At 30.0% G+C, this 13,663-nt stretch carries 10 protein-coding genes and 1 riboswitch; of the genes, 7 read left to right on the forward strand and 3 right to left on the reverse strand.

Features of this window, described 5'->3' with window-relative positions; all coding sequences use genetic code 11:
• Nucleotides 1-272 precede the first annotated feature (272 nt).
• Together ACJDTP_RS12455 and ACJDTP_RS12460 are read right to left on the reverse strand one after the other, a co-directional pair.
• Nucleotides 273-1,808, reverse strand: a complete 1,536-nt coding sequence (locus ACJDTP_RS12455) for a methyl-accepting chemotaxis protein (protein ID WP_051144948.1) — start codon at nt 1,806-1,808, stop codon at nt 273-275.
• Nucleotides 1,809-2,131: 323 nt separating this feature from the next.
• Nucleotides 2,132-3,583 (reverse strand): hypothetical protein, encoded by a 1,452-nt coding sequence (locus ACJDTP_RS12460; protein WP_406761368.1) that lies wholly within the window; start codon nt 3,581-3,583, stop codon nt 2,132-2,134.
• A gap of 530 nt (nt 3,584-4,113) precedes the next feature.
• Nucleotides 4,114-4,197: riboswitch (cyclic di-GMP riboswitch) on the forward strand.
• Between the two features lie 84 nt (nt 4,198-4,281).
• On the opposite strand from ACJDTP_RS12460, the gene ACJDTP_RS12465 reads away from it, so the two are divergent.
• The gene (locus tag ACJDTP_RS12465; RefSeq protein ID WP_406761369.1) at nt 4,282-5,973 is read left to right on the forward strand and encodes a methyl-accepting chemotaxis protein; all 1,692 of its coding nucleotides are present in this window, start codon (nt 4,282-4,284) and stop codon (nt 5,971-5,973) included.
• Between the two features lie 179 nt (nt 5,974-6,152).
• Here ACJDTP_RS12465 and ACJDTP_RS12470 read toward each other — a convergent pair whose 3' ends face one another.
• A complete protein-coding gene (locus tag ACJDTP_RS12470) occupies nt 6,153-6,641 on the reverse strand; it encodes a MogA/MoaB family molybdenum cofactor biosynthesis protein (protein WP_406761370.1) in 489 nt (162 codons plus the stop codon).
• Between the two features lie 276 nt (nt 6,642-6,917).
• Between ACJDTP_RS12470 and ACJDTP_RS12475 the strand changes: the two genes are divergently transcribed.
• The 6 genes from ACJDTP_RS12475 to ACJDTP_RS12500 all read left to right on the forward strand — a co-directional run bounded on the left by ACJDTP_RS12475 (nt 6,918) and on the right by ACJDTP_RS12500 (nt 13,423).
• Nucleotides 6,918-7,268 carry a Na-translocating system protein MpsC family protein gene (locus tag ACJDTP_RS12475; protein WP_023975240.1) on the forward strand — a complete coding sequence of 117 codons (351 nt, stop codon included), beginning with the start codon at nt 6,918-6,920 and terminating at the stop codon, nt 7,266-7,268.
• 273 nt (nt 7,269-7,541) lie between these two features.
• Complete coding sequence (gene fdhF, locus ACJDTP_RS12480) at nt 7,542-9,683, forward strand: formate dehydrogenase subunit alpha (RefSeq protein WP_406761371.1); 2,142 nt, start codon at nt 7,542-7,544, stop codon at nt 9,681-9,683.
• A 225-nt stretch (nt 9,684-9,908) separates the two neighbouring features.
• The gene (locus ACJDTP_RS12485) at nt 9,909-11,120 is read left to right on the forward strand and encodes a molybdopterin molybdotransferase MoeA (protein ID WP_023975238.1); all 1,212 of its coding nucleotides are present in this window, start codon (nt 9,909-9,911) and stop codon (nt 11,118-11,120) included.
• Nucleotides 11,098-11,676, forward strand: coding sequence for a molybdopterin-guanine dinucleotide biosynthesis protein B (gene mobB, locus ACJDTP_RS12490; protein WP_406761372.1), 579 nt, complete (start codon nt 11,098-11,100; stop codon nt 11,674-11,676). Before ACJDTP_RS12485 ends, mobB begins: the two co-directional genes overlap by 23 nt.
• The gene (fdhD, locus tag ACJDTP_RS12495) at nt 11,654-12,445 is read left to right on the forward strand and encodes a formate dehydrogenase accessory sulfurtransferase FdhD (RefSeq protein WP_406761373.1); all 792 of its coding nucleotides are present in this window, start codon (nt 11,654-11,656) and stop codon (nt 12,443-12,445) included. Before mobB ends, fdhD begins: the two co-directional genes overlap by 23 nt.
• Before the next feature lie 423 nt (nt 12,446-12,868).
• Entirely contained in the window at nt 12,869-13,423 is a 555-nt protein-coding gene (locus ACJDTP_RS12500) for a 4Fe-4S dicluster domain-containing protein (RefSeq protein ID WP_023975235.1), read from the forward strand.
• The last annotated feature ends 240 nt before the right edge of the window (nt 13,424-13,663 follow it).

The raw sequence follows: 13,663 nt of genomic DNA on the forward strand, positions 1-13,663 counted from the left end.
GACAAGTTAAGAATTTTATATTAAGTGCAGGTGGTGGATTTTAAAGATTATGCTTCGCCTTCATCATAAAATCCACGACAACGAACTGCGCCCTATCTACTTGACAGGTAGCAGTTCATTGTCGTGGGTTATTTTAAGTGTCAAAAGATAAAATTAATAGTGGGAATGATAAGAGTATAAATTTAAATATTACAATTTATTTTAAGATGACATTGAATTAATGAAAATAAATGTGAAAATTAAGTTAGGGGATAAATGATTTTTAAAGAACCTTAGCCGAGTATTAGGTCTCCCATTAATATTCCTACAATTTGCTTTTGAGAATTTAGAACAGGTACAGATATTGCGATACAATAATTATTTGTATCTACAGAAATATAAGGCTCTGATTTGAAAAAATTTCCTTCAATTGCTTCTTTAAAGTATGGCCTATGAGAAAAGTTTACGTAAACTTCATTTTCAGTATAATCTAAAGTTATAGCTTTTCTTAAACCATCTTTTTGCATTAAAGCAAAAAGATCAAAATATGGATACTCAGCTATCTTTTCTTTTAGTATTTTTGTAGCACTATTATAGTCCATATCCCGTAAAATATCATTTTTAGATAAGTTTATGAGAATTTCTAATCCATTATTTATATACTGGTTTGTTTTATCATCTATAGTATAATCTTTTGCAAAGGAATCAATATGTCCTTTTAAATTGCTATTCATATCAGCTAAAGCGGATGCAGAAGTGGAAATATTGATTATAGAGTTTAATTGCTCTTCGGAAGCAGCAGCAACTTTTTTTGTAGAATCTGATATAGCAGTGGAAACAATTTCGATATCATCAATGAATCTACCTATTTTATCTATCTTGTTTCCTTGAATATCAATTATTTTATTTATATTTTTTACTGAAATTAGCGTAGCTTCATTTTTATCTTTAATAGTTTTCAATTTATCTTTTGTTATACTTGAAAATTCAATATTATCATTTATTACTTTTACCTCAGTAGCCATTGATTCGGATATATCTTTTATTATGTTATTTATGTCACTTATTATATTTTTTATATCCTTTGATTGTTCAGAGGATATTTTAGCAAGTTTTTGTATTTCGGTTGCCACAACTGCAAATCCTTTTCCTTGTTCTCCTGCTCGTGCTGCTTCAATGGATGCGTTTAGCGCTAACAAAGTTGTATTTTCACTAATACTGTTTACTGCATCTGAAATACTTTGAATTGTATACACTTTGTCGTATAGTAATTTAGTTTTATGTGCTAAATTTTCATTAGAAAGTGCAGAATTATTAAGTTTTTGTATTAGTTGATCATAAATTTCATTTGTTTTATTTATTTCAAGTGTCATGTAATAAGACATATCTTCAATTGAACTTCCGTTATTTATTATAGATTTATTTTCTTCAACGATTTCTGCGATAAAATTCTTGGCTTGTACTATATCATTGGTTTGATTTTCAACAACAGTAGATATTTGATTTATTACTGTTGTCGTATTATTGGCAGCGAATTCAACCTCTTTTGAATATTTTCCTAAATCTTTGCAATAATCTATTAACTTATCATTAAGTGTTGCGGTTTCATTTATAAATTTTCTTATATATAAGATAAATGTATTTATATTTAAAGAAAACTTTTTAAAAATCCCCATTCTGTTTAAAGTTAATGTTTTTGTTAAATCACCTTTAGATATCTTTTCTAAATGATTACTTATTGTATATAATTTTTGAGTATTTGATTTAAAAATTATTGCGACTAGTATTAAGGTTATTAATACTGATGTAATTATAGTAACTATAAACATACTAATGCCCCCTTATGTAATAATATCCGACTAAAACTATATGTTTAATATATATTATAATAAATATTGGAAATTGTAAACATATTTTTCTTAAATCATTTTACTTTAAATAAAGTGAGGAAATAGTATATAGTAAATTTTGTGTCAAAATATCGAACGATTAAAGCGTGTATTAGAATTACATTGAAAAATTATATATATAAATTGATGAAATGATTAAGAGTAAATTAAAATTGCCCTCCATTTTGCACGAAATCGGAGGCAGTTCAACTAAAAAATTAGAAATGCAAATTAATATACATTTCTAACTTTTATATTACTATTTAATATTGATTCTTTTTCTTTTTCCTAAATAAAATAGCCTGATCCCAAATGACATCATAAGGTGCTGGACCAACTAATGTTTCTTGATTTAAATATAGTCTAAAGGCTATAAATGCTTCTTGATAGTTATTAACTCCGTAGCATGCCCCTTTTGGATTTCCTGTACTATAAGGGATAATAGCTACACAATCGCCACAACCTTTTCTGGCCATTTTATACACATAATAATTATTTGATACTTCGCAATCTTTAGGAAAAAATTCATTTGCTGATCCTTCACAATCAGGCGAGTAAATAACACTAACACCGTTAAGTTTTTTAGCACCATAGAAACTAGAATTATAGTAAACTGCTTTTCCAGTTTGGGTGTGATTAACTCCGTAGGTGATTACAAAATCATCATCAGATGTTAATTCGAAATTGTTTGTTCGGAGGTACAAGGCATCTCTACTTTCGCCTAGTACATTCACATCCATTAGAATTCCTTCAAAGCTTTCCATAACCCAAATATTAGTTTTAAGATCTATAGCTTCATAGTCATTACTATAATATTTTTCAAGAATCTTATACCTTAAATAATTTAAATCATCTCTAGCATGTGGTAGTAGATTAAATTCTGTTTCGCATGTTTCACGGATTTTAAGTGTAGGTACTGGCCAAGGATAGTTGTTTTTAATTGGCTTTTTAGGTGTAATTCGAAGTACATGCCAGTATTTGTCCAAATTATCTAAATACTCTTGTCCAATGTCTCTATTTTCCCATATTGATGCTCTCATGAGTATTGCAAAGGTATCCTTACCTCTTTCAAGTCCTAAGTTGACAAGACCCTCTGGTATATTATCATTATTCATGATATCGGAACTAAATCCAGAATTAATTAAAGCCTTCCGCACTTGGTGGTTAATATATTGGTCAGCAGTTGTAATAATAATTGTAGAACTATCATAGGGATATCCTAGTGTTCCATCAGGTGTATTTTCAGTGTTAATATTATAGTTATTAATAGTATCACCTAGGCTGCCAAATATTATATGGTATTTTCCGGTTTGATTATTACCTACAGTAGTATTATCACTATAATCTTTTCCTATTTTGTTTTTGGCAAAGAAAAGAAAACTTCTGAAACTGTAGTAATATGCTTTAGGTGGTGTTTTTCCGATTAAAACAATAGCCTCATCAGGACGTAATTTGTAGGAAACTCCTTCTTCTATAAATTCTATAGAAGACTCTTGATTAGGAGAAGGTGGGATTAGAGCAAGAGCATATGGAGCACCTGCATTATTTCCCAAAGCAGTATTGACTAAACCTTCGCTGCAATATTTTAAAATATCTACATATTTTAATTCTCCTTCTTGAACTATACAACCTTGATGCTCTAATGAATTAATGAATTCCTTAACTTTTTTTTCATTGTTCTTATCACAATTACAATAATTATAATCTTTATGCATTTTGCTACTCCCTTTTTTCTTTGATTCTTTTCATTTGTTATTTATTATTATATGCTGAATGTTTAAAGTGGGTGCCATAACAGACAGGATTGTAACTGACCAAATAAAATTAGATACAATGCCAGTGCAGAAATAAAAAAAGTTATGAAATGCAAGGATATAAGTAATGGCCAATTCAAATTGAAATGCGATTATTGTAGTGAAATAAAGAAAAGTTAATTTTATAAACAAAGGCATTAATATGTAATATATTGAGGATCAAAATGAGATTAAATTCAGTGTTGGATTTTAAAGGTAGCATTTCGCCTCCATCATGAAACCAATGGAAACTACAATTTGGATTTTCGTTAGTTTATTTTTGTATTTTGAAGATGTTCAGTTAAAAATTATGAGCTTTAGAATACGTTTAAACTATTTTTTGGAAATTTAAATATTTGGACAGCTAACCAATATATTTAAATTATTGATTTTTTAATATCTATATGATAACATGACATATATATTAAAAAAATGACAATTATTAATGAAATATAGTAATTGAGAGCTATGAAGAATTCTTTTTATGTGGATATTTTAAGAATTTCGAGCTATCTGTGCAGTCGACCAATTTAAACTAATAAGTTCTTTTTTGATTAGTTTAAATTGGCCTTTATTATTTATAAAAATTATATAAAGAACAATATTTTTAGGGGTGGAGTATGAGTAAATTTGGGAAGAAAATATTAGGAATGATGTTGGTTATTTTATCATCTATAGCTATAATATTAGTTTCAGTAAATCTGATTATGTTTGAAAAATTTAAAAAGGAACTTAGGCAAACAGTTACTCAATGTATTTCAGATTTAACTGTTTCTATTGATAGAGACAAGCTTGAAAAGCTTATAAAAGAGCAATCGGATGACAGTGTAGAATATCAAGATGTATTGAAATCAATGAGTTTGGCTAAATCAAAAAGTGTTGCAAGGAATTTTTATACACTTGAAAGAGTTCAAGGGACACAAGCTAAGTTTTTAGTAGATGTTTCAGTTGATGCATCTGAATTTTTAGAAGACTATACTATGGATAGCGTGATGAAAGAAGCTTTTAATGATAAAGTTATAGTAACAAATGAATCGTTTACAAATGAGTATGGTACTTTTATTTCTGCTTATGCACCAATTAAAAATTCAGAAGGAAAGATTATAGCTATTGCTGGTGTAGATGTAGACTCAAGCATGTTTGAAGGCATGAGAAGTGCATTGCTAAATGCAACAATTCTAACAATAGTTATTGTGAGTATTTTAGCTTTTGTTATGATTTATTTATACTCTAAGAAATTAAGTAATAATATTGTAAAAATACAAAGTGTCTTAGGTAAAATGAGTGATGGTGATTTAACTAGTAATATAAATATAAGAACAAAGGATGAGATTGAGGATATAGCTATATCAATAGATAAGGTTCAGAATTCTTTAAAAGCTCTGATAAACGATGTAGCAATTGTATCTAAAGATATGAATACTGTTAATGATACAGTAAATGATAAAGTGAAGCATCTAAATAATGATGTTGAAGAAGTTTCAGCAATTACAGAAGAAATTTCAGCGAGTATAGAAGAGAGTGCAGTATCTGCAGAAGAGATGTCAAGAACTTCAAAGGAAATAGGAATTATAGTTAATTCTATAGCTGAAAAATCACAATACATTGAAGAGAAATCAAATCAAGTAAGTGAAAAAGCTAAAAATATTATGGGAACTTCAAAAAATAATCAAAAGGAAACTGAAAAAGTGTTTAAAGAAACAGGTATTAAATTGAAGCAATCCGTTGAAAAAGCTAAAGCTGTGGAGAAAATAAATGTATTATCGGAATCTATACTTCAAATAACTTCACAAATTAACTTACTTGCACTTAATGCAGCAATAGAGGCAGCAAGAGCTGGAGAAGCTGGCAAAGGATTTAGCGTAGTAGCAGAAGAAATAAGAAGGCTGGCAGAACAATCTAATGAAACTATAAATAAGATGCAAAATACAACGTCAATTATATTATCTTCGGTTGAAGATTTAACTAATAATTCTAATAATATGCTTAGTTTCATGGAAAACAGAATATTAAAAGATTACGAAACTTTAGTTAATGCAAGTCATGAATATAATAATGATGCGTTATATTATAAAGAATTTTCCTCTGAGTTAGGTATAACTTCGAAAGAACTTTTATTATCTGTAGAAAATATACTAGAAACCATAGAAAATGTAGCAGATGCATCTAATGAAGGTGCAAGGGGAGTTTCAGATATAGCAAATAAAGTCGGAAATATAACTACTCAATCTAATGATGTATTGGAAGAGGCATTAAAATCTAAAACAAGTTCGGAAAAACTAAAACAAGAGGTATTTAAATTTAAAATTTAAAAAATATGACAACACCCACAAAAATCTGAAATTAGGATTTTCATGGGTGTTTTATTTTATAACATAGTTTTGCTATTACACTGTTGTGCAAGTTATCACTTTCAGCAAAATTTTCATAGTCCTGCGAAATAAGAATGTTTCTACTTTCGGTGGATTATCGTATAAATCTAAATTCAATATTATCTACTGCATTCAGAAGCTTCACCTGTTAGAATAGCAATTCCATGAGGAAGGGCTGGCAGTATAACTTCTAGATTTTCTACAGCGCCTTTTGGACTTCCAGGTAAATTTACTATTAAGGTACTTTTCCTAATTCCGCTAACAGCTCTTGAAAGCATAGCTTTAGGAGTTATTTTTAGTGAAGCACTTCTCATTGCTTCAGGGATACCAGGCACTAATTTTTCGATAACACTTGTTGTGGCTTCTGGAGTAACATCTCTCTTTGAAAAACCTGTTCCACCATTTGTTAAGATCATATTAATACCTAAGGAATCGCAAAGATATATTAGTTCTTCTTTTATCATTTCAACTTCATCAGGGATTATTTTATAATAATCTACAGAAAACTTATCACTTGGTAGAATATCTTTTATAGCTGGACCAGTTAGATCTTCTCGTTGATTGTTGTAGCCTTTATCACTTATAGTTAATATAGCTGTACTTATCATTTTATATTTACCTCCTGCGGGAAAATTTATATTAATAAACATTTGAATTTAAATATTATACTATAGTTTAGTTAGAGATTAAATTAATAATATCAATTATAAGCTCATTGAAGAAAAAATGAAAGACTTAAAATAAACGATGATCAGTTAGAAATATGTCGAAATAAAGCTTTAAATAAAAAATTCAATCAACATTCAGAGTTGACTAAAATATTATGACAAGGTAAAATTTATAGAACTGGATTTTGTTAATAAAATAGGAGATTTAAATAGAAAATGAGTGCTATAAATCTTGAATTGCAAGAACAAATTAAAAAAGTTACAGTTAAAATTATAAAGCATTATAGAGGTAGAGGGCCAGAATATGTTAAAGTGAAGGTTGATTCCCTTGACACAATAACTTTAGAGATAAAAGGGATACTTTCAAATCTTAGTGAAATTTTGGTTAATGAAGGTGCTGTCAATATGGTAGCAGATTATTGGAAGATAATGAAGCCCCATCTTGAAAAAAATTTCCTTCAGGAAGTGAAAGATATATTAAAAAAAGACTTTACTTATAGCTGGAAAATTTGTAATATAGAAAACGATAATAGAACAGTTGTTATAACAATAAAATTAATAGATTAAAATTAGAAAAGTTAATAAATTAAGGTTGGATTGAAAAGAAAAATATTAGGCACTAGAAAGAAAATATGCTAGTATACTTACTTGTTATTTTTTGATAGTGCCGAGTTTATGTTTTAGCTTTTAAATAAACCAGTACTAAGGACCGTTGAAACAAACAGTCTTTGTACTGGTTTTTTGTTTTTTTTAGATAATATTTGATTTAGTGATTGAATAATTAAGGCATATGATGATTTATTATTTTTTGATTATGCCTAAAAAGGAGTGTATTAGAATATGGAAAAGAAAGTGTTAACGGTGTGTCCTTATTGTGGAAGTGGGTGCAATTTATATCTTGTAGTTAATGATGGAAAGATTGTAAGAGCGGAACCTGCAAATGGTGATAATAATGAAGGAAAATTATGTTTAAAAGGATATTATGGCTGGGATTTCTTAAATGATCCTCAAATATTAACTTCTAGAATTAAAAAGCCTATGATAAGAAAAAATGGAGAATTAGAGGAAGTTTCATGGGATGAAGCTATTAAATTTACAGCGGAAAACCTTATGAAGATAAAAGCTAAATATGGACCTGATGCAATTATGGGGACAGGCTCAGCTAGAGGTCCAGGAAATGAACCAAACTATGTAATGCAAAAATTTATGAGAGCAGTTATTGGAACTAACAATATAGATCATTGTGCTAGAGTATGCCATGGACCATCGGTTGCAGGACTTACTTATTCACTAGGTGATGGCGCTATGTCAAATTCGATTCCAGAAATTGAAGATTCAGACGTTTTATTTGTATTTGGATATAATCCAGCAGAAACTCATCCTATAGTAGCAAGAAGAATAGTTAAAGCTAAAGAAAAGGGTGCAAAAATAATTGTGACAGATCCTAGAAAGACAGATGTTGTAAGATTATCTGATTTATGGCTTCAACTAAAGGGTGGAACTAATATGGCTCTAGTTAATGCCTTTGGAAATGTGTTAATAAATGAAGATTTATATGATCATGATTATGTAGAAAAATATACTGAAGACTTTGAAAAGTATAAAGCAGAAGTAGAAAAATATACTCCGGAATATGCTGAAAAAATAACAGGTGTAAAAGCTGACTATATAAGAAAAGCAATGAGAACTTATGCAAAGGCTAAAAATTCCACAATATTATATGGTATGGGTGTTTGTCAATTCTCACAAGCTGTTGATGTAGTAAGGGGCCTTGCATCTATTGCCCTTTTAACAGGAAACTTTGCAAGACCGAGTGTTGGAATTGGACCAGTTCGTGGACAAAATAATGTACAAGGAACTTGTGATATGGGGACAATCCCTAATAATTATCCAGGATATCAACTTGTAACAGATAAGAAAGTACAAGAAAAATTTGAAAAGGCTTGGGGTGTTGAACTTTCAGATAAAAATGGATATTTCTTAACTCAAGTGCCTGAGTTAGTTCTTAAGGAAGATAAAATAAAAGCCTACTATATATTTGGAGAAGATCCGGTTCAAAGTGATCCAAATGCAGCAGAACTTAGAGAAGCTTTAGATAAAATTGAATTTATAGTGGTACAAGATATATTTATGAATAAAACAGCTCTTCATGCAGATGTTATTTTACCTTCGACTTCTTGGGGGGAACATGATGGAGTTTATAGTTCAGCAGATAGAGGATTCCAAAGAATAAGAAAAGCAGTAGAACCTTTAGGGGATGTAAAAACTGATTGGGAAATAATAAGTGCAGTAGCAACAGCTATGGGTTACCCAATGAATTATAAAAATACAGAAGAAATATGGGATGAAATGAGAAGTCTATGTCCTAAGTTTGCAGGAGCAAGTTATAAAAAGATTGAAGAACAAGGAATTGTTAGATGGCCTTGTCCTACAAAAGATCACAAAGGAACTTCTTATTTATATGAAGGAAATAAATTTACTACTCCTAGCGGTAAAGGAAGATTATTTGCTTGTGAATGGAGACCACCAGTTGAATTAACAGATGAAGAATATCCTTTAAGTTTATCAACAGTAAGAGAAGTTGGACATTATTCAGTAAGAACAATGACAGGAAATTGTCGTGCCCTTCAAAAGCTTGCAGATGAACCAGGCTTTATACAAATGAGTATTGAAGATGCAGAGGAGTTAAATATAAAAGATCAAGAACTTGTAAGAATAACATCTAGAAGAGGAAGTGTATTATCAAGAGCACTTATTACTGAAAGAGTTAAAAAGGGTTCTACTTTTATGACATATCAATGGTGGATTGGTGCATGTAATGAGTTAACTAATGATAGTCTTGATCCTATTTCAAAAACTCCTGAATTTAAATATTGTGCAATTAAGGTTGAAAGAATCGAAGATCAAAAATCAGCTGAGGAATATATAATAACTGAATATGAAAACATAAGAAAGAAAATGAGAATAACATCTGAAAAATAGTATATATGTTGCAATTCACAATTACAGCTAAAATTCTTTTAATATTTTTAAAATTATGCTGAAGAATTATTTTTGCAATATCAATATATATATTAGGAATTTAAAAGAAAATGATAAGGCACAAGCAAAAAAATAGATAAGTATGCTTGTATATTTTACTTCATATGATGAGAGATGTTTACCAAATAGGGCCAATCAGGTGAACATTATAGGGAGGAAACAGCAATGATTAGTGTAGAAGAAGCTTTAAGAATAATTTCGGAAGAATCTAAGGCCTTAGAATGTGAAGAGAAGGATATTTTATCTTGTTTAAATAAGGCATTAGCAGAAGATATATATTCTAGAGATAATCTTCCACCATTTGATAAATCAGCAATGGATGGATATGCCATAAAAAGTGAGGATACTGATTTATATGAAGATGGAGTTTCAATAGAGCTTGAGATAGTTGATCTTATAAAAGCTGGAGAGTTTAGTGATAAAGAATTAAAAAACGGGCAAGCAATGAAGATAATGACAGGAGCACCAGTGCCTAAAGGTGCAAATGCAGTAATACAAATTGAGAAAGTAGAAGTTCGTGAAGATACTCTTTATATTTCTGAGAAAGTTAAAGATGGATGCAATGTAATAAAACTTGGTGAAGAAATTAAAGTAGGAGATATTGCTTTAAGAAAAGGAACAATGATTAGGCCAACTGAAATTGGAGTTTTAGCTTCTTTAGGTTATAGCAAAATTAAAGTTCATAGAGATCCGGTAATATCAATACTTACAACAGGTGATGAACTTGTGGATATAAATGAAACTCCTAAGTTTGGACAAATAAGAAATAGCAATGAATATTCACTAAAAGCATTAATTCAGAATTTAGGATTAGAAGCTTTATGCCTAGGAATTGTTGAAGATAAAAAAGATACGTTAAAAAGTAAAGTTAAAGAAGCATTAGAAAAATCAGATATAGTTATAACTTCAGGTGGTGCTTCTGTTGGTGATTTTGATTTTGTAGAACAAGTGTTGAATGAAATAAATGCTGATATAAAATTTCAATCTGTAGCTATAAAGCCAGGGAAGCCAATAAGTTTTGCAGTCATTGATAAAAAACTATTTTTTAGCTTACCAGGTAATCCATTATCTGCAATAACTACCTTTGAAGAATTCGTAAAGCCAGCTTGTGAAAAAATGCTTGGTAAAAATATGGAGAGTGATGATACTCTCCAAGTTATACTAGCTGAAGACTTTAAAGAAAAAGAAGGCAGAAGTAAATACATATATGTAAATATAAAAGCTGAGAACGGAAAGTTATATGCATATAAGGTTGGATCTCAAAGTTCTAACCAGTTAATTACTATGAGTAAGGCAAATGGAATAATAATAATGCCAGCAGGAATTGGATATAAAAAGGCAGGAGAAGTTTTAAGTGGAAAATTCATCTTTAAATAAATCAAGTAAACTTAAAGTAATATCTATAGTTGCAACTAAATCTGGAACAGGGAAGACAACGCTCATAGAAGCATTAATACCTATATTAAAAGAAAAAAACTATAACATAGGAGTCCTAAAACATGATGCTCATAAATTTGAAATTGATAAAGAGGGAAAAGACAGTTATAGGTTTGTAAAAGCTGGAGCAGACAAAATGGTTATTTCATCAAAAGAAAAAATAGCTATGATAGAAAAGCTAAAGGAAGAAAAAGATCTTGAAGAAATACTAGAACTATTTGTAGGTATGGATTTGGTAATCATAGAGGGATATAAAAATAATGGATACCCTAAAATAGAAGTTCATAGAAAAGAAGTTGATTCAAAGCTTCTATGTGAAAATGAAAGTTCGGATAGAACGAAATTTTTAGCGGTAGCTACTGACGAAAAGCTAAATCTAGACATAGAACAATTAGATATCAATGATGTGAATAAGATAGCTGAATTTATTGAGGACAAAGTTATTTTTAAAGTGCGCAAAGGAGAAATAAATAATGGAAAAAACATTAGAATGTAAAGTTTTTAAAATAGAAGACGGCATTTGTAAAGCAGATGTAGATGAACTTCTAGTTAGAGAATACCCACTAACAATTTTTCTTAATGGAAAAAAATTAGCTACACTTTTATGTAGCCCAGAAAACTTAAAAGCATTGTCAGTTGGCTTTTTAAGAACAGAAGGTTTAATAAATACTAGTGAAGATATAATATCTTTTAATTTAAATGAAGAAAAAGGAATTGCAGAGGTTGAGACTAAGAATAAAGATGCTGCTCGCGAAAGCTTTTTCTCTAAGAAAATTGATTTAGAAAGTATAAAGGATCAATCAATTGATGGAATTGATAATTTCTTAGATTCCTTAAACTGCAAGCCTGTTGAAAGTGATGCTAAAATGCATACTGAAAAGATATTCGAATTTATGAGAACAAATTTAGATTATTCGGATGTTTTTAAGAACACAGGAGGAGTTCACTGCGTTGCATTATGTGATAGCAATGAAATGCTTGTAGTGTATGAAGATGTAGCTAGACATAATGCCTTGGACAAGGTTATTGGAGAATCACTTATGAAAGGAATATTCCTTAAGGATAAAGCGGTTATACTTAGCGGAAGAGTCTCTCTTGAAATGATACTAAAGGCGGCAAAGCTAGAGATACCAATAATTATATCTAAATCAGCGCCTACAAGTCTTTCTGTAGCTCTTGCAAAAAGATTAAATATTACCTTAGTTGGATTTGTAAGAGGGAATAAAATGAATATATATGCTAATGGATATAGAATTATGAAATAATTCACCGAAATGACAGGTACTCAGTTGTTTCGGTTACTGAGAATAAGTTGAGGATTTCTAACAGTAGAAGTTGCACCATTTCTGCATGCTCCTAAAGACAAGCTTCAGGACAAGCGAAAATGGAACAACTTCTACAGAAGAAATGCCAGCAACTTGTTCTCTAATGTAACACTACACAAAAGAGTACCTCTCATTTCTGGTATGTGTATATTTCAAAATATAAGTGAAATTTAAGTTGTGGGTATATTTATGATTTTGGGAAGATACTACATAAGTCTATGTTTAAATTTGGATAGCTATAAGTATTAGGTACAAACCCCAGGAATATTAGATCAATATGTTTGCTATTTTATGTCATACGGCGTTTGGGTGGTCTATTATTTTCTTGGGAGTGCCTTGAGCGTACAAAGGAGTGAAATTAATATGGAAAATTACAATTCTTTTATTGTGGGAGATGCTAATAAGTGCGTTGGGTGTAAGGCTTGTGAAATAGCTTGCTTTAAGGCTCATAATGAATCAGTCACTGTTGGAAATATACAAACACCAATAATTTCTAGAATACATGTTATTAAAGAGAAGGACTTTACAGTTCCGGTTCAATGTAGACATTGTGAAAATGCACCTTGCGCAAAGGTCTGTCCTATAAATGCAATTAAAAATGAAGATAATGCAATAATAATTGATGAAGAAATTTGTATAGGTTGCAAAGCATGTGCAGTAGCTTGCCCGTTTGGAGCTATTGAAATGGGAACTAAATATAAGGCTGGAAAAGCAGTTATGCAAAATTTGCAAAAGGAATTATTTGAAGAAGTGCTAGAAGAGAAAGAAACAAAGGTTGCATATAAATGTGATTTATGTAAGGAACAAGGTGAACCAGCTTGTGTAAAAGCCTGTCCTAAAGATGCTCTTAAATTATTCGATGTCATAGAAGAAAAAAGAATAAGAAACATAAGAGCGGTGAGCAACTTAAATATATAACTAACCGAAATTGAATACATGTTTATTCCGTTGGACTAAGAAAATTTCACTGAATGTCACTAAATGTCAGGTTGCATCCATTTCAGTTTGCTCCTAAGACAAGCTTAGGACAAACCAAAATGGAACAACCAGCCATTAAGTGACATTGGCAGTTCATTTTCTAATGCCAACTTCACAAACATGTATTCAATTTCTAGGCGAGATATATTTTTAGGTATAAGTCGAAAAATTAGTTTGGAA

It is taken from the genome of Candidatus Clostridium helianthi (assembly GCF_045310795.1).
Classification (GTDB): domain Bacteria; phylum Bacillota; class Clostridia; order Clostridiales; family Clostridiaceae; genus Clostridium; species Clostridium helianthi.

Bases quoted from the DNA above. Each gene is read 5' to 3' on its own strand.
- ACJDTP_RS12500 (WP_023975235.1), top strand. From the start codon at position 12,869: ATGGAAAATTACAATTCTTTTATTGTGGGAGATGCTAATAAGTGCGTT.
- ACJDTP_RS12485 (WP_023975238.1), top strand. From the start codon at position 9,909: ATGATTAGTGTAGAAGAAGCTTTAAGAATAATTTCGGAAGAATCTAAG.
- fdhF (WP_406761371.1), top strand. From the start codon at position 7,542: ATGGAAAAGAAAGTGTTAACGGTGTGTCCTTATTGTGGAAGTGGGTGC.
- ACJDTP_RS12455 (WP_051144948.1), bottom strand. From the start codon at position 1,808: ATGTTTATAGTTACTATAATTACATCAGTATTAATAACCTTAATACTA.
- ACJDTP_RS12470 (WP_406761370.1), bottom strand. From the start codon at position 6,641: ATGATAAGTACAGCTATATTAACTATAAGTGATAAAGGCTACAACAAT.
- ACJDTP_RS12460 (WP_406761368.1), bottom strand. From the start codon at position 3,583: ATGCATAAAGATTATAATTATTGTAATTGTGATAAGAACAATGAAAAA.
- ACJDTP_RS12475 (WP_023975240.1), top strand. From the start codon at position 6,918: ATGAGTGCTATAAATCTTGAATTGCAAGAACAAATTAAAAAAGTTACA.
- ACJDTP_RS12465 (WP_406761369.1), top strand. From the start codon at position 4,282: ATGAGTAAATTTGGGAAGAAAATATTAGGAATGATGTTGGTTATTTTA.
- fdhD (WP_406761373.1), top strand. From the start codon at position 11,654: ATGGAAAAAACATTAGAATGTAAAGTTTTTAAAATAGAAGACGGCATT.